General features: G+C 60.1%; 15 protein-coding genes and 1 tRNA gene. 2 read left to right on the top strand and 14 right to left on the bottom strand.

Annotated elements, in window-relative coordinates; all coding sequences use genetic code 11:
- Positions 1–62 precede the first annotated feature (62 nt).
- The 7 genes from I6E73_RS01075 to I6E73_RS01045 form a co-directional block, all read right to left on the bottom strand.
- On the bottom strand, positions 63–1,745 hold the full coding sequence (locus tag I6E73_RS01075; protein WP_197122426.1) for a protein kinase: 1,683 nt from the start codon (positions 1,743–1,745) through the stop codon (positions 63–65).
- On the bottom strand, positions 1,742–3,196 hold the full coding sequence (locus I6E73_RS01070; RefSeq protein ID WP_197106897.1) for a penicillin-binding protein 2: 1,455 nt from the start codon (positions 3,194–3,196) through the stop codon (positions 1,742–1,744). Before I6E73_RS01070 ends, I6E73_RS01075 begins: the two co-directional genes overlap by 4 nt.
- On the bottom strand, positions 3,193–4,638 hold the full coding sequence (locus tag I6E73_RS01065; protein WP_197106898.1) for an FtsW/RodA/SpoVE family cell cycle protein: 1,446 nt from the start codon (positions 4,636–4,638) through the stop codon (positions 3,193–3,195). The genes I6E73_RS01070 and I6E73_RS01065 overlap by 4 nt, the downstream gene beginning before the upstream one ends.
- Positions 4,622–5,866: a Stp1/IreP family PP2C-type Ser/Thr phosphatase gene (locus tag I6E73_RS01060; RefSeq protein WP_197106899.1), complete on the bottom strand. Its 1,245-nt coding sequence runs from the start codon at positions 5,864–5,866 to the stop codon at positions 4,622–4,624. The genes I6E73_RS01065 and I6E73_RS01060 overlap by 17 nt, the downstream gene beginning before the upstream one ends.
- 4 nt (positions 5,867–5,870) lie before the next feature.
- Positions 5,871–6,395: an FHA domain-containing protein gene (locus I6E73_RS01055; RefSeq protein ID WP_197106900.1), complete on the bottom strand. Its 525-nt coding sequence runs from the start codon at positions 6,393–6,395 to the stop codon at positions 5,871–5,873.
- On the bottom strand, positions 6,392–7,108 hold the full coding sequence (locus tag I6E73_RS01050; RefSeq protein WP_197106901.1) for a DUF3662 and FHA domain-containing protein: 717 nt from the start codon (positions 7,106–7,108) through the stop codon (positions 6,392–6,394). Before I6E73_RS01050 ends, I6E73_RS01055 begins: the two co-directional genes overlap by 4 nt.
- An 80-nt stretch (positions 7,109–7,188) precedes the next feature.
- A complete protein-coding gene (locus I6E73_RS01045) occupies positions 7,189–7,905 on the bottom strand; it encodes a M23 family metallopeptidase (RefSeq protein ID WP_307784130.1) in 717 nt (238 codons plus the stop codon).
- 212 nt (positions 7,906–8,117) lie between these two features.
- Between I6E73_RS01045 and I6E73_RS01040 the strand changes: the two genes are divergently transcribed.
- Positions 8,118–8,201 (top strand) — tRNA-Leu (locus I6E73_RS01040).
- Between the two features lie 95 nt (positions 8,202–8,296).
- Here I6E73_RS01040 and pdxY read toward each other — a convergent pair.
- The 6 genes from pdxY to I6E73_RS01010 form a co-directional block, all read right to left on the bottom strand.
- Positions 8,297–9,148, bottom strand: a complete 852-nt coding sequence (pdxY, locus tag I6E73_RS01035) for a pyridoxal kinase PdxY (RefSeq protein ID WP_197122424.1) — start codon at positions 9,146–9,148, stop codon at positions 8,297–8,299.
- A 68-nt stretch (positions 9,149–9,216) separates the two neighbouring features.
- Positions 9,217–10,224 carry an ABC transporter permease gene (locus I6E73_RS01030; RefSeq protein WP_197122422.1) on the bottom strand — a complete coding sequence of 336 codons (1,008 nt, stop codon included), beginning with the start codon at positions 10,222–10,224 and terminating at the stop codon, positions 9,217–9,219.
- Positions 10,221–11,687 (bottom strand): ATP-binding cassette domain-containing protein, encoded by a 1,467-nt coding sequence (locus tag I6E73_RS01025; protein WP_197122420.1) that lies wholly within the window; start codon positions 11,685–11,687, stop codon positions 10,221–10,223. The genes I6E73_RS01030 and I6E73_RS01025 overlap by 4 nt, the downstream gene beginning before the upstream one ends.
- 70 nt (positions 11,688–11,757) lie before the next feature.
- Entirely contained in the window at positions 11,758–12,750 is a 993-nt protein-coding gene (locus tag I6E73_RS01020; protein WP_197106907.1) for a sugar ABC transporter substrate-binding protein, read from the bottom strand.
- 102 nt (positions 12,751–12,852) lie between these two features.
- Complete coding sequence (locus I6E73_RS01015) at positions 12,853–13,950, bottom strand: alcohol dehydrogenase catalytic domain-containing protein (RefSeq protein ID WP_197109156.1); 1,098 nt, start codon at positions 13,948–13,950, stop codon at positions 12,853–12,855.
- 255 nt (positions 13,951–14,205) lie between these two features.
- On the bottom strand, positions 14,206–15,381 hold the full coding sequence (locus I6E73_RS01010) for a helix-turn-helix domain-containing protein (RefSeq protein ID WP_197122418.1): 1,176 nt from the start codon (positions 15,379–15,381) through the stop codon (positions 14,206–14,208).
- A gap of 178 nt (positions 15,382–15,559) precedes the next feature.
- Between I6E73_RS01010 and I6E73_RS01005 the strand changes: the two genes are divergently transcribed.
- Positions 15,560–17,242, top strand: a complete 1,683-nt coding sequence (locus I6E73_RS01005; protein ID WP_197122416.1) for an amidohydrolase — start codon at positions 15,560–15,562, stop codon at positions 17,240–17,242.
- Here the strand turns inward: I6E73_RS01005 and I6E73_RS01000 are convergent.
- A complete protein-coding gene (locus I6E73_RS01000; protein WP_197122414.1) occupies positions 17,239–18,453 on the bottom strand; it encodes a helix-turn-helix domain-containing protein in 1,215 nt (404 codons plus the stop codon). The genes I6E73_RS01005 and I6E73_RS01000 overlap by 4 nt on opposite strands.
- Positions 18,454–18,465 lie beyond the last annotated feature (12 nt).

Genomic DNA, 18,465 nt, shown 5'->3' with positions numbered 1-18,465 from the left:
CTCCTGTTTGTTGTCGCGGTTAGTACCGCCTCAGTCTATCCGTTGCGAGTAGTGATATTGCCTCACGGACTGGCAACGATAGTGACCGTTACGGGTTCGGATGACGGCGATTCAAGATCGGTGCACACGGCGGTGTACGAGATCTTTGTAGTGTCGCCCTCATTTGGCGGCAACGTGATTTCGAACTGGTTCACGCCCGCGGCATAGCTGGAAGCTCCTGCGCTTGGCCCACCGACAACGAGGAAGTTGAACGAGGTGAGGGGATGACCAGCGGGGCAACCCTGATAGGACGTCCACTTCACAGTGACAGGCTCGTCTCCGTAGTACGGGCCGAGTGGAGTCAGGGTCGTTGCAGAAGGTTGCGTCGGATTCGGCGTCACCGCGATCTTGTCGTAGAAGTAGACCGTGATGGTTTCGCCCTTAGAGACGTTGCCGGTCGGGGCTGCCTGGTATGAGAATCCGACCTTCTCAGACGAAGGCGCTTCGGTGCCGATTTGAGCATCGAGCACGAGTTCCTTCTCTTCCAAGATTTGCGCGACCGCGTCTTGCTTGCGGTCCAAGAGCTCATCCTCACTGAGCGCGACTAGCGTGGACGTGGGTTCTGGCTCGGGAGCTACAGTCTCCGATGCGCTCGGCGATGCGCTTGTCGCGACAGGCTCTTCGTCGCCCGGGCTGGCGAGCAGCGCGATGATCGCACCGATCAAGACAACCGCAAGCAACGAAATCAACGCAACGATTGGCCAGGTCCACGGATTGCGGCGCTTGGTTTCCTCGAGGACCTCACCGGTGGTGACGGCAGCACCGGCCGGGTTCGCGGTCGTGAGAACTCGAGTTGCCTGTGTGTTGTTCCCGTAGTTGAGGCCCACCGTGGCGGCATGAGAGTTATCGCCCAAGATGCCGGGAACAGCGGTGGCAGCAGCAGCGACATCCCCGCGGCGCAACGACTGCGCTGCACGGGACAGATGCGAAGCGGATGCGGGGCGGTCGCCAGGTGACTTAGCCAAGCACGCGTACACAAGGTTGCGCACCGGTTCGGACACCGTCATCGGCAGCTCAGGTGGAGTCTCGTTGATCTGTGCCATCGCGATCGCGACTTGCGATTCGCCCGTGAACGGGCGACGCCCGGCAAGAGCTTCGTAGGCGACGATTCCGAGGGAGTAAATGTCAGTCGTGGGGGAGGCGGGGTGACCACTGGCCTGTTCGGGCGAGAGGTACTGAACTGTTCCCATGACCTGACCGGTCGCGGTCAGCGGTACTTGGTCGGCAATGCGCGCGATGCCGAAGTCGGTGATCTTGACGCGGCCTTCTGGCGTGATGAGAAGGTTTCCGGGCTTGATGTCGCGGTGCACGAGACCTGCGGCGTGAGCAGCCTGGAGAGCGGCGGCAGTCTGAGACACGATGTCGAGAACGCGGTCGGGGTCGAGCACGCGTTCGCGCTCAATAATGGCGCTGAGAGCTTCGCCAGGAACGAGTTCCATGACGAGGTAGGCGCTGCCCTCTTCTTCTCCGTAATCGAAGACGTTGGCGATGCCCTCATGGTTGACGAGGGCAGCGTGGCGCGCTTCGGCGCGAAAACGCTCTAAGAACCCGGGGTCGCCGAGGTACTCATCCTTAAGGATTTTGATCGCAACCGTTCGGCCGATCACGAGGTCTGTTGCTTGCCAGACCTCACCCATGCCGCCAATCGCTACGCGACTGGAAAGCTGGTATCTACCGCCGAATGTGAGTCCACTAGTTGGTCTCATCTGTTTAGCACCGCCTCTAGTACTTGACGCCCAATTGGTGCGGAGAGCCCACTCGATGTGCCGGACTGTCCTAGCCCGCCACCGTCTTGGACAACTACCGCGACAACAACTTCTGGATCATTTGCCGGCGCGAATCCGGTGAACCACAACGTGTATGGCTCGCCTTCTCCGTTTTCCGCTGTACCGGTCTTCCCTGCAACCTCAACCCCGTCAATACTGGCAGTGTTCGCAGCACCGTTACTGACCCCATCCACCATCATTTGGGTGAGTGCGGCGGCGGTTTGCGGACTGAGTGCCTGACTGAACAGAGTTGGCTCGAAGGACTGGATGGTTGTGAGATCGGAGGACACGATGCTCTCAACAAGATTGGGCTGCATCAGAGTGCCGCTGTTGGCGATCGCCATCGACACCATGGCCATCTGCAGCGGGGAAGCACGAACGCTGGATTGACCGAAGGCCGAGAGCATCGTCTGGGGAGCGTCAAGAGCGCGCGGGTAAACGCTCTCGGTTGATGCCAGTGGCACGGAGACGCTCTCGTTGAAGCCGAAGAGGTTGGCTTGCTCGCGAATAGCGTTGGAACCGAGCTCTGCACCCAGCTGAGCGAAGGGGATGTTGCACGAGAGGCGGATGGCCGTAGCAATTGACGCGGTGCTGCCCGAGCCACACGTCGCGCTGTCGGAGTTGCTGATGACGAAGGTGCTCTCCGGCAACTGCAATTCTGCAGGGTTCGGGAACGTGCTCTCTGCGGTGTAGTCGCCGCTCTCGAGAGCGGCAGCCGCGACAACGAGCTTGAACGTCGACCCGGGAGGGTCCAAAGGTCCGGCAAGCGTGCGGTTGAAGAACGGGTCGTCGGGGTCAGCGAGCAAACGGTCGTACGCATCGATGACTTCGCTCGTGTTGTGAACGGCCAACTCGTTGGGGTCATACGACGGCTTGGACACCATGGCCAAAATTTCGCCGGTATCGGGCTTGATGGCGACGACCGCGCCCTTGAGATCTCCGAGTGCATCCCAGGCCGCTTGCTGAATCACAGGATCGATTGTCAGTTCGACCGCAGCACCGGTGGGGTTCTGTCCGGTGAGGATCGAGTTCACTTGATCAAAGAACTGATCGTTGGAGGAACCACTGAGGTAGTCGTTGAGCGAGTTCTCCAGACCAGTGTTTCCCTGGTTCAGAGTGAGGTAGCCGGTGATGGGCGCGTACAACTCGCCCTTCGGGTAGACCCGCAAGAACTTGAATTCGTCGTCGACAGGTTCGGAGTACGCGATCGGCTCGCCGTTGACGAGGATGGGGCCACGTTCGGCCGAATAGCTCGCGTAGAGCGTGCGTACATTGCGGCCGTCCGCTTGCAGACTGTCGGCAGTGACGACCTGAATCACAGAACTTGAGATAAACAGGCTCACGAACATGAGAAGCACGACGGTGCTCACTCGCTTAAGTTCACGGTTCACTGTCCCACCACCAATCGGTTTTCGATCGAAGGCTCAATAACGAGTTGCGGCTGATGACGCACGGTGTCGGAGAGACGCAGCAAAAGCGCTGCAATGATCCAGTTAGCAACCAGCGACGATCCACCGGCAGCTAAAAACGGCGTCGTGAGACCGGTCAACGGAATCACTCGCGTGACACCACCGATGACAACAAACACCTGCAGAGCGATCACGAAAGCGAGACCGACCCCTAAGAGGCGGCCGAAATCATCTTGACCGGCAAAGCCGATGCGGAATCCACGAGACACAAACAGAAGGTACAACGCCAGAATTGCGAAGATGCCGATAAGACCCAGTTCTTCGCCGAGCGACGCCACAATGTAGTCACTCTCAGCGAGGGGCGTGATCTCGGGACTGCCGCGTCCGAGGCCGGTTCCTATAAGGCCACCGTCAGCGAAACCGAAGAGGCCCTGGACTAACTGGTAACTTCCTCCGGTTGCCTCGTAGACCTCCTGGTTGAAGGGGTCGAGCCACGCATCAATGCGCCCGGAGATGTAGGTCAGGTAGCGGCTGGCAACAAAAGCGCCGCCCAAGAACATGGCCATTCCGAGCAGAATCCAACTCGAACGCCCCGTGGCGACATAGATCATCACAAGAAACAGACCGAAGTAAAGCAGGGCGGTACCCATATCGCGCTGGAAGATCAACACGAGCATGGATGCCACGAAGACAACGATGATGGGGCCGAGATCGCGGGCACGCGGGAAGGTCATTCCCATAAATTTGCGGCCGACCATGGAGAGGGAATCTCGCGCCGACACCAAATAGCCGGCGAAGAACACAGCGAGGGCGATCTTGGCGAGCTCGCCCGGCTGGAACGAGAACGCACCAATTTGGACCCACAGGCGCGCGCCGAAACGTGTGTCACCGATCACGGGAGCGAGCGGCAGCAGCAACAGTGCGATACCGCTGAACATCGCAATGTAGCGATAGCGCTGCAGGACCCGGTGATTCTTGATGATGATCAGCACCGCCATGGCGATGACGATGGCAATGCCGGTCCAGACAATCTGGCGAACGCCGCCGCTGCCCCAACCAGTGGATTCATCCGCCAAGTCGATGCGGTAGATCATGGCAATACCGAGGCCATTGAGCACCGTAATGATCGGCAAGATCAGAGGGTCGGCATCCCGCGCTGTTTTACGCAGCGTGATGTGCATTGCGAACACGAGCACACCAAGCAGTCCCGAGAGCCCCAAGACGGTGTAGCCAAGGTGGCCAAGCGCGCCCAATTGCACGAGCGCGATCGCACCCAAGTTGATGCCGATCGCCACAATGATCAGCAGCAGTTCAAGGTTGCGCAGACGGGCAGGAACCCGCAGCTTGAGGCGGATGTTTTCGGTGATAGCTCGAGGGCCGGCTGCAGCCGAGGCCCGAGCATCAGCGCTAGGGGATACGGGCATCAGACAACATTTCTACGATGCGTTGGGCATCCTGAAGGTCGCTCGCGTTGATGGTGTGCTCAACGCTCGTGCGCAAGTAGAGCGGCAAATCGACAACGCGAACGTCGGTGATTTGGTAGACGTGGGACAACGAAATCGGGCCGATGCTCTGCTGCACACCCTGATAAATCGCGACCTTGCCGTCATCCGTGCCCACAAAGTGCTGCTGCTGGGTGTACTGGTAGCCAACAACAAGACCAGCCACGATTGCTGCGATCGTGAGAGTGATGAACGTAATCCACGAAATGCGGCGGCGGCGAACGCGGCGGCGATCCTCGCGGATGATGGCCTGGTAGTACTCGTCAGACTCTGGCTCGAAGTGACTGTCGTCGGTCTGCGTCGCTTTCAACGGGTGCAGCAGGAGGTTCGGCAAACGAACCGGCTTCTTCACGATCGTCGGCTCGAACGAGAGCGGGGAAGCTGCGGAACCAACCATGAGCGGCGGCTCGTGGGCTGACGACGCGTCGTCACCGACATCCACCAACACGACGGTGACATTGTCGGGGGCGCCCTGATCGAGAGCCGCCTGAACAAGACGCTCGGTCGCGACCTGCGAATCGGTTACGCGACGAAGGATTGCCGCGATCTTCTCTTCGGTGACGAAGCTGCTCAGCCCGTCGGAGCACAGCAACCAACGGTCACCGGCCTGCGTGTCAAAAACGTCCGTATCGATCTCGGGCGACGCATCAACGTCGCCCAACACGCGCATCAAGACAGAGCGGCGCGGATGCACGGCAGCTTCTTCGAGCGTGATGCGACCGCTTTCAACCAGACGTTGCACGAAGGTGTGATCGTGCGTCATCTGCTTCATGGCGCCGTTGCGCAGCAAATAGATGCGCGAGTCGCCAATATGCGCCATGCCCATCTTGTCGCCGACACGAACCATTCCACTGACCGTGGTGCCCATACCGGTGAGCTCATTGTGTTCGATGACGGTGTCAGACAGGATGCGGTTGGCGGCGAGTAGCGTGTCGTGCAATACCTGAGCAGCTTCTTCCGCTGTCTCGAAAACGTGGTCGGCTTCTGCAACGTGCTTGATCGTTATCGCCGAGGCGACATCACCACCGGCGTGGCCACCCATGCCGTCCGCAACAATAAATAAATGACTGCCGGCGTACGCACTGTCCTGGTTATTAGCCCGAACCTTACCCACATGGGATGCGGCAGCACTGTTGCCCGAAGTGGCCATTCAATTACCGTCGCAGTTCGAAGCTAGTAGTGCCGATCTTGATCGGCGTATTCAACGGAATGGGCGTCGGAACGCTCACCCGCTGGCCAGCCAAGAAAGTGCCGTTCGTGGAATCGAGATCCTGAACAACCCAGCTATCGGCCCAACGCAACAAGCGTGCGTGATGGGTTGAGGTGTAGTCGTCACGGATAACCAAGCCGGACTCGCTTGAGCGGCCGATAGTCAGCTGTTCTTCGGGGAGCGAAATCTCTAGCCCCTCTTTTGATCCAGAAACTATTACCAGGCGCGTGGCATCAAGCGAGCTTCCGTCGGCAGGAGCTGGCGGTACGGGGCGCGTGGGCTGGGCTGCGGCGGGAGCAGGAGCGGTGGGAGCGGCGGCTTGTTGCGCCTGAGCTGCGCTCTGTACGGGCATCCGACGCACCTTTTCTCCGAAGAGATCGGAGCGCAGCGCGTAGACGATAGCGAAGATGAAGCCCCACATGATGGCCAGGAACGCGACGCGCAACAAAAGGAGGGTTAGTTCACTCATAGGGTGAACCCCCCGTCGTCGCGACGATCAGCGGGCTGGTCGACATCTGCAGATTGGGCAAGCACACGGAATACGATACGGGTTCGACCGATATCAATCACGGATTCCGGCGCGAGTGGTGCACGAGAAACAGGAGATCCGTTCAATTTTGACCCATTTGTGGAGTTCAGGTCGTTAACTTCGGCCCGGCTGCCATCCCACAGGATCTCCACATGCTTGCGGGAAATGCCATTGTCGTCGACGGTGATGTCGGCTTCGCTGCCGCGACCGATGATCGTACGGGCGTGTTTGAGGGTGTGACGGGTGCCGTTGATGTCGAGTACCGGAGTCCAGGCCACGGTGCCCTTCACGTTGACGGAATCGACTTCGATCATTCCCTGGCTGAGAGAGTCATCGGGGGCAAGAACGATAGAGATGCCGCCTGAGAACGAATAGTGCTGGGCGGTAGCGTGACGCTGCACCAACTCGGTCAGTTCGGAGATGAGCGTGCTGCCGAGGCCAGCCATGCGCTGATAGTCGCTTTGGCCGAGGCGCACCGTGAAGTTGTTGGGTACGAGGATGCGCTCTCGCGATACAACGGCGGCCTGCGTGTCGAGTTCGCGGCGCAGGGCGCTCGTGATTTCGACGGGTTGCAGACCACTTTTAAAGGTCTTAGCGAAAGCGCCATTGACGGCGCGTTCGAGACCTCGTTCAAAGTTGTCCAGAAGACCCAAAGCTCTCCTCGTTGTGGCTCGTTGTAGTACGTCGATGTTAGCCGGTGCTTGTGGCTAACCCGTTACCCACGGTCGAGCAATTAGGGCAGGAGACCCATCGGGTCAACACGAGTGCCGTTGACGTAGGTCTCGAAGTGGAGGTGGGCGACGGTGACGTAACCGGTGCTGCCGCTCAGGCCGATGGGGGTGCCTGCTGCCACAGTTTGGCCAGGGGAGACCATTTGCGATCCTGCAATCATGTGCGAGTAGAGGGTTGAGACTCCGCTGCCGTGATCGATCTTGACGTACTGGCCCCAGCCGCCACCGTAGGTGACTTGGGTGACAACTCCGGGGGAAGCGGAAACGATTGTCGCCCCGCTGCCGGTCATGATGTCGATGCCGCCGTGGAATTCTGAGCCGCGGTAGCCGAAGCCGTCGTTGACGGGAGCGTTGGCGGGCCAGACGGCAAGGAATCCAGCGAAGGCACCGTCGTAGGTTCCCGCAAATGAACCGGAAGCCCCCGCGGAGTAAACCTCTGCAACGGGCTCTGGCTCAGGCTCAGGTTCTTTGATCGAGAGCTTGTCGCGCTCTGCGGCGCTGATTTCGGTTTCTACCGAAGAAGCAAAGGACTGGATCGGCACACTCTGAACAGGCTCAGTCGTGGCGACGGCAGCAGACTGTTGCAAAATTGCGGATGCCGAAGCTGCAGAAGCAGTCGACTCGATATCGCGCGACGAAGGCTCCATGTGTGCTGCGGCTGGAACAGTCACACTCACGACAACAGCCATGATTGTGCTGATGATCAGCAATCGTTTCACGCGGTAACCCCCAGGGGTGTGGTCTGTAGTTCTGTCTGGTGGGACAGATTTTGGATCAAGTCTGGTTGAACCCGTGGCTTTAGGCACACGGACAGCTATCGACTCTATATGACGAAGCTGGGAATCGTCACTGTTGAACTTCTGGGCATGGAATCGTTGAACGGTCGGGCGCTGTGATAATCTCACTCAGTTGAGTGTTCAACTCAACCCACGCGTGAGTGGCGGAATTGGTAGACGCGCACGGTTCAGGTCCGTGTGTTCGAAAGGACGTGGGGGTTCAAGTCCCCCCTCGCGCACAGTGCAATCGCACAGTAGAAGTAAAAGAAAAGGCCCACCGATTGGTGGGCCTTTTCTTATTGGTCTGTAGGGGTTTGCCCCGGTTTTCTGCCGACTAGCGAACCTGACGCGAAGTGAACTGCATTTGCGGGTTCGCGTAGAACTCTTGCGACTCGACGAGCTGCAGTTCGCGTTCGCCCGACTCGAGGGTCTTGGTGAGCAGGTCGAAGACGCTGGATGCCGTGCGGGCTAGTGCATCCGCGGCATCGCCGGTGCGGGTGAAGTGGGCGGTGAAGAGAGCGGCCGTGACGTCACCGGAACCGTTGGCCTTCATCGGAAGCTGCGGGGTCTGCACGATCCAGGCTCCGGCATCCGTCACGACCATCATTTCGATGGTGTCGGTCTCACGGTCGGGGCGCTCAACGCTCGTTACGAGAACCGTGCTCGGGCCCATGGCGCGGGCGAGGTCGGCGGATGCGAGCGTCGACTCGATCGTGTCGGGGTCGGTTTCGGTGAGGAAGCCCAGCTCGAACTGGTTGGGGGTGATGATGTCAGCGACCGGGACCACGCGCTCACGCAGCAGGATCGGGATGGCCGGGGCCACGAAGCATCCGGATTTCGCATTGCCCATCACGGGGTCGCACGAGTAAATCGCGCGGGGGTTCGCTGCCTTGACGCGTGCAACCGTGTCGATGATGACATCGCCGATGCCCTCGCCGCCCTGGTAGCCGGAGAGCACGACATCGATCTGGGGGAAGACGCCGCGATCCTCGATGCCGGCGATAACTTCAGACACATCGCTCGGGTCGATCATCGGTCCGCGCCACGCGCCGTAGCCGGTGTGGTTAGAGAAGTTGACCGTATAAACGGGCAACACCTCAACGCCGATGCGTTGCAGCGGGAACACCGCGGCTGAATTGCCGACATGGCCGAACGCGACTGCTGACTGAATCGAGAGGATCTTCATCCTCTAATTCTCCCACCTTCCACTCTGTGCCTGCTGCAACGGCAGGTGCTATCGCGCGGTTGAAGCGCTCAGGCTGTGACCTCGGTCTTCGCCGTATCGGAATTCGGTGACTTCTTGACGTCGAGCGTCGTCCACGATTTCTTGAGCAGGCGCTGGACTGAGCCGTCGAGCAGCACAGCGACCACCAGAGTGGCACCGATAAGGATGGTCTGCAGGAACTGCGAGACGCCCATGATGACGAGGCCGTTGCGGAGCACTCCCACAAAGAGCAGACCGGACACGACGCCCGTAATGCGGCCCATGCCTCCCTCAAGGGCGACACCACCAAGCAGCACTACCGTGAGGGCCTGAATCTCCATACCGTTGCCTACCGTAGGAGGGGCGGACTGTAGTTTGGCGGCGAGCAGAGTTCCTGAAATGGCGGCAGCAACTCCGGTAGCGACGAAGAGCGAGAAGATCGTGCGGGGAACCCGGATGCCCATGAGGTGAGCGGCCCGCGGGTTACCACCGATTGCGAGCACATTGCGGCCCAGCGAGTTTCTATTCAGGACGTACCACGCCAAGAAAACGCCGACGGCAAGGATGATGATTTGAAGAGGCACGGGCCCGATTGTCATCGTTCCGAGCGCTTTGAAGGAATCGGGGAATCCCACCAGGGTCGAACCCTGCGTGAGGAACAACGCTAAGCCGCCCCACACACTGAGGAACCCGAGTGTGATGACGAGGGGATTGAGCTTGAGGTACGCAACGAGAAGTCCGTTCAGCGCCCCGGTGATCACTCCGACCACAATTGCGGCCGCAAAGCCCCACAGCGCAGAGTTGGTTTCGAGCATCACCATGGCCGATACGACAGCGCTCAAGCTAGCGACGGAACCTACGGACAGGTCGAGGGTTCCTGACATGACGAGGAAGGCGAGTGGCAGAGCAATGATTCCCAGCTCAGCGATCTGCAGAAGAATGGTCTGGCCATTTGCAAGGCTGAGGAATCGCGGATTCATCGACGCAAAGAAGATGATCATCACGAGGAGAGCGATGAATGTCCCGTTCTGGGCGAGAGCGATTTTGATGCGGTTCATGCGGGGCTTCTTTCGGCTGAAGTGAGATCAAGAAGGGTGTTGAGGAGGCGCTCTTCGTAGCCTCCAGTGCGGTGTAGTTCTTGGTGGCGTCCGTGGGCGAGCACGTAGCTGCGGTCGCACAGTGAAGCGATCTCGTCGGTCTCGGCTGACGCGATGATGACGCTCACTCCCGTTGCGGCGAGTGCCCGGAGGGCGAGTTTGATGTCGTGTTTTGCGCCAATATCGACCCCCTGCGTTGGTTGGGCGAGCAAGAGCACCTTGGGGGCAACGGGGAACATCCACCGGGCGAGCAGGTGCTTCTGACGGTTTCCGCCACTGAAGCTCGCAATGGGCGCGTCGCCATCGGGGCCGACGACGTTGAGGGTGTCCCGGATGGTGGCGTACTGCTTCGTCATTGCTGCGCGCCCGAGGCGGCCGCGCCAAGGAAGGAAAGTGTTGTCGATGGCACTCATGCCGACGACTAGCCCGTCGACCTCACGGTCGGCAGGGACAAGGTGCACGCCACTTGTGATCGCATGTTGCGGCGAAGGGGCGCGATACCGTCGCCCGGAGAGCGTCGCGTCGACAGGATTGCCGAGGCCGAAGAGTGTGGCAAGGAGGTCGAACTGTTCCCCGGCGGCCATGCCGAAGAGCCCCACGATTTCGCCGTCACGGAAAACTAACGGCCCATCGTCGTCATTGACCACGAGACGTTCTTCACCGATCTCGGGATGCCATTCGGAATCGAAGTCGACTTCGGGGGCTAGAGCTGCGGAAAGTGCAGCGAGGCTCATTCCGCTGGCGGGATGATCCATGACGAGTTCGCCGCCACGCAAAACGACAATGCGTTCGCAGACTTCGAGGATGTCGGGAAGACGGTGCGAAACGTAAATGACCGCGGTTCCCTGACTAGCGAGGCGGCGAATGAGGTCGTGCAGCGCTTCCGTTTCGGCGGCGCCGAGGGCTGCCGTCGGTTCGTCGAGCATGAGAACTTTCATCTCACCGGCGAGGTAGCCTCTGGCCAGGTCGACGAGTTGGCGTTCGCCTAGAGTCAGCGCCCCAACGGGGACGTCAAGCGCGAGTCCTTCCGCGCCGACTGAGTCAAGTGCTTCGCGGCCGCGGCGCAACCGTTCTGCGCGGCCCGGCACATTCGATCGAGCAAGGAACAGGTTGTCGATGATCGAGAGGTTAGAAGCAAGTGCTGGCTCCTGGTGGATGACGGTAATCCCGCTGTGAGCAATCTCGCCTGGTGTAGATCCGGCAGGGATTTTTTCGCCGTCGAGCCAGAGAGCGCCTGATGTCGCTGTGGCAGCCCCTGTTGCCACATTCAGCAGGGTGGATTTGCCTGCGCCGTTGTGGCCGAGCAGGCCGACGATTTCACCCGCTTTGATGGAGAGATCGATGCCATCAACCGCGAGAGTTGAGCCGTAGCGCATCGTGATCTTGTCGAAGCGGAGTCGAACGCTCTCAGTGGTGGATGTCATGACTTGCTCTCTTTTAGAAGTCCCGCCGTCGACACCCAATGGAGTCGACGGCGGGACAAGTGCTGCGTGCTTACTGAACGTAGAAAGATTCTGCGTTCTCGGGAGTGACCTGAATCGAGGTCAGCACGGTGTCTTCGAGTTCTTCGCCGGCCGCGGCCTTGAGCAGAAGCGAGGCGTTGCTCTCTGCGAGTAGCTGAGCGGGCAGGATGAAGGCGAAACGCCACATGCTGTTGGCATCCTTCACGATGTCGAGCGTCTCGTTGGTGGCGTCAAGCGAGCCGACGAGGTAGCTGTCGTCATCCGCTGCTACGCCGGAGTCGAGCAGGGCCTGGTAAACGCCGGCCGTGTTGTCGTTGCTTGTGCCCAACCAGATCTTGGTGTCGGGGTCAGCGATGAGCTGGCTCTTGGCGTTGTCGTTACCTTCGGCGCGCGAGATGCCGGGGAGCTCGTCAATTACGGCGTTGGAGGCGGTCTCGAGGAGCGCATCTGCGATTCCCTCGGTGCGACCCTTTCCGAGGTCCGAAGTCTTGTCGGCGATGAGAGCAACCGTTACTTCAGCTTCGTCAGCCATGTTCTCGTTGATCCACTCGCCAGCAGCGGTGCCGAGGAGGCGACCGTCTTCATACGCGTCGATGATCGTGCCGTACTCCACACCATCCCACTTGACGGCGTAGCCGAGAACGGGGATACCGGCAGCCTGAGCGCGCTCGGTTACAGGAACCATGGCGTCACTCTGCACGGGGAAACCCATGATTGCTTTAACGTCGCCGCGCTGGATCCATGCGTCCCAGTCAGAAACTTGAGTTTGGACATCCCACTGTGGGTCGCTCGTCAGGAACTCATACCCGGCGTCTTCGATGATCGGCTGCATGATCTTCAGCTGGTCGTTCCAGATGGTGATGTCCATGCCGGCGAAGCCCATGGCGATCGCACCGTTGGTTGCGGGCGTGCTTGACGAGTCGTCTGCAGCGCTGCTGCAGGCTCCGAGGCTAAGAGCGAGAACGGATGCTGCTGCGACCGTGCTCAGAGCTCGGCGGCGGAAACGTGATGAGGTTATAGACATTGCTGTGTCCTTTATGGGAAGTGATGCTGCGGAAGGACTGCGCCCACTGAGGGCGGACGCAGATAAAGCGGGCCGTGCGAGAAAAGCTGCGGAGTTAGTGGCTCACAGGGAATGATCAACGACCATGCGGCGGCCAGTGGAGGCACGCAGATCGTCAATTGCACGGGCTGCTTCGGCTACGGGGATGGTGTCGCCGATCAGCTTGTCGAGGGGAAGTTGGCCGCCTAAATACAGGCGAGCGATTCGAGGAAAGTCGACCTGAGGTCGTGATGAGCCGTAGTTGCAGCCGAGGATACGTTTTCCGGTTGCAACGAGGTGCCAGGTCTTGAAGCCAACTTCCACATCGCGCGCAGGCATTCCCACGAGAACGGCTGCCCCACCCGGCTTCAGGTAGTCAGGAAGGCGAGCGGATGTCGCGGCGAGGCCAATCGCGTCGAACGCGTAATCCACGCCGCCGTTGCTGATGGCCACGATCTTCTCGGCAAGTTCTGGGTCGTCGCCGCGGAGCGTGTGCGTCGCGCCGAATTCTGCTGCTGTCTCCAAGCGGTCGGGGGAGAGGTCGATCGCGATGATGGTGCTGGCACCCACAAGCTTCAGGCCCATGATGATGGTCTGGCCAACGCCACCGCATCCGACGACGACGGCAGATTGACCTGCGCGAACGTCGGCGGTGTTCATGACAGCGCCTACTCCGGTCGTGACCGAGCATCCGATGAGTGCTGCCACTGCTGCCGGCACTTCAGCCGGGATGGGCACGACGGCCGAGCGGGGCACAACTGCGTAGTCGGAGAACGTTCCGACTCCGAGGTACGGACGGACTTCGTTGCCGTCGGCCGCGGTGAGAGGCGTGGTGCCATCGGGCAATCCGTTGGTTGCAGCTCCTGAGGCTTGGCACAGCCACGATTGACCGGCGATGCACGAGGCGCAGGTGTTGCAAGGGGCGAACCAGGAGAGCACCACTTGCTCGCCGACCGTGAGGTCGCTGACGCCATCTCCAATAGCTTCGACGATTCCGGCACCTTCGTGCCCAAGAGCGACGCGGTGGTCGAATGGCCAGTCACCGTTGATGACGTGAAGGTCGGAGTGGCAGACGCCGGCGGTTGTCATGCGAACGAGCACTTCACCGGCACGTGGATCGGCGACAGCAACTTCTGCGAGATAGGGCTCGGTGCCGACGCCATCGAAGAGGAGAGATTTCATGTGCGTTCCTGACTGCTGAAAGAAAACGTGGGCAGAGGTGGGGTTCATGAGCAACGAACATTTGTCGTGTCTGATGGCCATGGTTCCGACTGCCAAAACCGTGCGTTCCGGTTCGTTGAAGCAACGCTAGATGTAGCAAAGAGTCATAGGCAATGTCGCATTTGTGCGACTATTCATGATTCAGTGTGCAATTGCCCAAAATTCCGAAGAAATGAATCGCTAGGAATCACTCGCGAAACATGCTGGAAATATGAGTCACGGTGAGTGCAGTACAACTAACGCAATTGCGGCATCCCGGGGAACCGTGATGTCGAGACCCGTGACCTGGCGAAACGTGCTGAGCCGGTTAACAACGGTGTTGCGGTGACAGAAGAGACGTTCCGATGTTAGCTTGATCGATCCAGTCTCGGAGTACGCCAGTACCGCGTGCACGAGGTGATCCCGTTCGTACTGGGTGCACTCGGCGAGAGCTTCGCGAACATCCCGTCCAAAGTCAGGGATTGCGGACGCCAACAAATCTCGGGCCACGGCTAGCCAGGCTTCGTTGGTTCCTAGCATGCGAGGGTGGGACGATCGCGAGGCTTGACGGGCGAAGAGGGCGGCGGCATCTGCAGCCGCGGGGACGTTCGCAAGGCCGATCACTTCGTCGATGTAGCCGCCGGGGAGGTTGGCGAGTTCTTCCGCGACGGACGTGCTTGCAGTGGGGGTGCCCTGCTCGCGAAACATGCAAAATCCATCGCCACGGTCATACCCAAACCAACTCGACGAGATTGTTCCTCTCGCGAGTTGCAGTTGAAGTTCCGCTACGCCTTCGCCCACGACCAGCACAATCTCAAACTGCGCAGCGGCGGAGACGCCAAGCCCATCCGCGATCTCCGCGACCAACTCGGGGCGGGTGAGGTCGCTGGTGAACAGGCGCGACACGTGGCGCGCGGTGAGTAGGCGAGAGTCGCGGCTCAGGCGTGCTTGTTCCGCTAAGAAAGACTGCTGCACTTCGCTCACGTAGTCCTCAACGGTGGTCAGCACGCGTTCGACGTTGCGCACAAGCAGAGCGTCCGAGTCTGGGCCGGCATGCCGTTGAAGGGAGTACCAGAGCACCCGAAAGTCGAGACGGATTGCCTCGAGGAGCACATCTTCGGGAACGCCCTGACGCGCTCGCCGTGCTCCAAACTCGTGGGAGAGGGATTTCAATTCCTGGGGGAGTGGCTTATCACCCAGCTTGTGAAGCAGCATGGTGAGCGTGTCATGCGCGGTTCGCGTGAGGTCGCTTTTATCAACCATCCGCGGTTCGTAGTAGTCAGCTTCCGCGAAAAGCTTGAGGAAGTCGGCGACGATTTCCTCAATGTGAGCAAACAAGCGATCGACGAGACTCGACCACTCCTCATCCACTGCGGTTTCGACCCGTGTCGGGTGAGTGTCTCGTGCCTTCATCGCAAACCCCGATCAGGGCCAAGCCCCGTGCTTTGGTGATCTGCACAGCCTATTGCGTATTCTGATCGCAATATCCCATTGATAGTGACTTTCTGCACCGGTTAACTAGGGCCACCAATGTCGGGAAGTTCCGGCATCCGTTGACGTCGACTTCGATTTCTCATCTGAAGGTGGCCCTGTGCTCATCGACACCATTATCGAAAACGCGACAATCATCACCATGGATGAGGCGCGTCCGCTCGCCAATAGCATCGGAATCACTCACGGTGTGATTGTCGGAGTCGACGACGAGTTAACCGGAATCACAGCGCGCAATCGCATCAACGCGCACGGTGCGACCGTGGTGCCCGGCTTCAACGATGCTCACGCGCACAGTGTCTGGTTCGGGCTCACACTCATCGAAGCCGATGTGAGTGGCGCGACTGCGCTGAACGATATTTACGATGTGATTGCCGCAGCCGCCGCACGCACGGACGGCGATGGCTGGATCATCGCAAGCGGCCTCAACCACCACGCGACCGGCGGTCAGTACCCTGACCGGGATGCCCTCGACCGGGTTTCCAAAGGCCGCCCAGTGTGGATCAAACACAGCTCGGGTCACGCCTGCGTGCTGAATGGCGTGGCACTGAAACTTGTCGGCGCTGAGAACTCAGCACCACCGGTGCCCAGCGGAGGACGCGTTGTCGTCGACCACGCTGGCCGCCCCACCGGGCTGCTTGAAGAGACCGCAATGAGTCTCGTTCAGGCCCTCGTGCTGCCGTATCCATTGACGGTGATTGAGGACGCTCTGGCGAAAGCCACCACTCAGTACGCTCGCGAGGGCCTCACAAGCGTGACGGATGCCGGTATCGCCGGTGGCTGGATCGGGCACAGTCCCCGCGAATTCGCCGGCTATCAGAATGCTAAAGATGCGGGAACGCTGCGCTCTCGCATGCAAGTGATGATCAGCTTGGACGCGCTTGAGGAGCTCCCCGGGCACAGCGAAGACTCCGCCGGAGTGGGGCTCTCTGCGGGCATCCGTTCTGGAGCTGGCGACGAGTGGTTACAGATCGGCCCCACCAAGATCTTTACTGATGGTTCACTTCTTTCCTCCACCGCTCTGATGACCGAGAACTACGAAGGTGCCGCTCACAATCACGGGTACCTGCAGGGAGACCCGGACGCGTTGCGGGAGCGCGCCTTGGCGGCTCACCGCACGGGATGGGCTCTCGCATTGCACGCCATCGGTGATGGGGCATTGGATTTCGCCCTCGACATTCTGGAAAGCGCGCGCGGAGATGCGTCGGGTCACGGGATGCCGAACCGGATCGAGCACGGTGGCGTCATCCGACCTGATCAGATGCAGCGACTGGCTGAATCGGGCGCGAGCGTTGTGCCGCAGCCACACTTCATCCGACTATTCGGCGACGGGATGATCGAACGTCTGGGCGCCGAGCGGGCGCAATGGAGCTATCGCGCCCGTTCCTTCCTCGACGCTGGCATCGTGCTTCCCGGAAGCTCGGACCGCCCGGTTGCCCCTGGTGCACCCCTCGCAGTGATGCAGTCCTTCGTTGAGCGGCTGACCCAGTCGGGAGCGAGCTATGGCGAGGGGGAGCGAATCACGGCCTACGAAGCACTGCGGGCGTACACCGTCGGTTCTGCAGCAGCCACAGGGTGGGCTTCTCGCAAGGGCACGCTGGCGCGCGGAATGCTTGCCGACCTCGTGGTGCTCGGAGATAGCCCCGTGGATGTCCGGCCCGATCAGATTGGTCAGATTGAGGTCGTTGCCACCATCGTCGGCGGGCTAGTGAGCCACGACGCCAGTGGCCTGTTCTCGGCTGTTTCCTCCGTAACAGAACTGCGAGAACCAGCGCGGCGCTAGCGTAACGCGGTTGGACGGGCTCGAGCGGCATCCGCGCTGGAGCCGTTGTGTGAGGTTGCTTCGGCACGGCTAGCATTGCGCGCCAAGATGTAGAGCGACGCTTCTGCCGGAAGCCGCAGATCCAAGCCGGTAACTCGTTCGAGGCTGTCGAGTCGGTTGGTAATGGTGTTGCGGTGGCAAAAGAGCGCCCGCGAAGCCAAGGCGATAGAACCGCTTGTCAGAAATTCGTCTGCGGTGCGCTCGAGCACGGCACGCTCAGACGCGGGCAGTTTTAGGAGTGCGTCGACATGGCGTTGGTGAATTATCCGCCCAGTATCGAACGGATTCTGAAAGACAGAGACATGCCAAAAGTCGGTGACATTCACGAGGCGAGCATCGCTGGGCGGCAAAACTAGCGCCACCGCCTGGGTGACCCGAATTGCGGCCGGAACTGACGAGATTCCGGGGATACCGTCGAGCATCAGAACTTTATGTTCGTGCGTGATCGCGTTCAGCGGCATGGAGCCCTCACGTGGCATCTGCGCTATGAGCACCGGTCCGGACTCGGTTTCGTGCTGGTGGGCGACGATCCCGGCCCGGTGCAAAGTATCGTTCAGGCGATCGAGCGACTCATCTACTCTGTCGGCGTGCGTGAAGATCGTGAAATCGCTTTCCGGCGCGAACGACAACACCGCACACGCTCGAGTATTGAGTACGTGGTTCTTACCGTCAGTTTCGAGGAGGCGAGTAAACCACAGGCGTCGCTCATCCTGACGCACTTGAGCCATGCCAAATTGAGTGGCGGTGTAAGCACTGGTGAGTTCTTGGCTGTGCCGCTCAATCGCATCCCAAATTCGCGGGACGCTGTCGAACACTTCACGCATTTCGACATCGGTGGTGTGTGCCGAGATTGCCTCCCACATCACGCGGTAATCGAGGCGGATGGCCGACATCACGTCCACGAGCGGAATTCCTTGCAGCGCACGGGTGTGGCCGACGCGCTCCGATACCTCCCTGGCTTCTGGCGGGACCGCATGCCCGCCGATGTCGGTGAGGAGGCGGATGAAGATCATCCGGCAATCGGCAATCACACGATCCAAATCAACGAGGCCCTCTTTATATACCTCGATCGAGCCGAGCTGAACTGTCCATCGTTCGACGAGGGTGTCGACTTCACTCAGGCACGCGCTGGTGGCGCGGGAGAGGATTGTGGGCACAGAGAGCTCGGTCAATTTCACTCACGT

The organism is Salinibacterium sp. SWN248 (genome assembly GCF_015864575.1).
Taxonomy (GTDB): Bacteria; Actinomycetota; Actinomycetes; order Actinomycetales; family Microbacteriaceae; genus Rhodoglobus.
Note: the sequence above shows the minus strand (reverse complement) of the source record. Positions and strands in the feature narration are given on the sequence as shown.

What these genes read in the sequence shown, in the direction of transcription:
- I6E73_RS01075 (WP_197122426.1), bottom strand. Translation starts at nt 1,745, where the DNA reads ATGAGACCAACTAGTGGACTCACATTCGGCGGTAGATACCAGCTTTCC.
- I6E73_RS01065 (WP_197106898.1), bottom strand. Translation starts at nt 4,638, where the DNA reads ATGCCCGTATCCCCTAGCGCTGATGCTCGGGCCTCGGCTGCAGCCGGC.
- I6E73_RS01060 (WP_197106899.1), bottom strand. Translation starts at nt 5,866, where the DNA reads ATGGCCACTTCGGGCAACAGTGCTGCCGCATCCCATGTGGGTAAGGTT.
- I6E73_RS01055 (WP_197106900.1), bottom strand. Translation starts at nt 6,395, where the DNA reads ATGAGTGAACTAACCCTCCTTTTGTTGCGCGTCGCGTTCCTGGCCATC.
- pdxY (WP_197122424.1), bottom strand. Translation starts at nt 9,148, where the DNA reads ATGAAGATCCTCTCGATTCAGTCAGCAGTCGCGTTCGGCCATGTCGGC.
- I6E73_RS01030 (WP_197122422.1), bottom strand. Translation starts at nt 10,224, where the DNA reads ATGAACCGCATCAAAATCGCTCTCGCCCAGAACGGGACATTCATCGCT.
- I6E73_RS01025 (WP_197122420.1), bottom strand. Translation starts at nt 11,687, where the DNA reads ATGACATCCACCACTGAGAGCGTTCGACTCCGCTTCGACAAGATCACG.
- I6E73_RS01020 (WP_197106907.1), bottom strand. Translation starts at nt 12,750, where the DNA reads ATGTCTATAACCTCATCACGTTTCCGCCGCCGAGCTCTGAGCACGGTC.
- I6E73_RS01015 (WP_197109156.1), bottom strand. Translation starts at nt 13,950, where the DNA reads ATGAAATCTCTCCTCTTCGATGGCGTCGGCACCGAGCCCTATCTCGCA.
- I6E73_RS01010 (WP_197122418.1), bottom strand. Translation starts at nt 15,381, where the DNA reads ATGAAGGCACGAGACACTCACCCGACACGGGTCGAAACCGCAGTGGAT.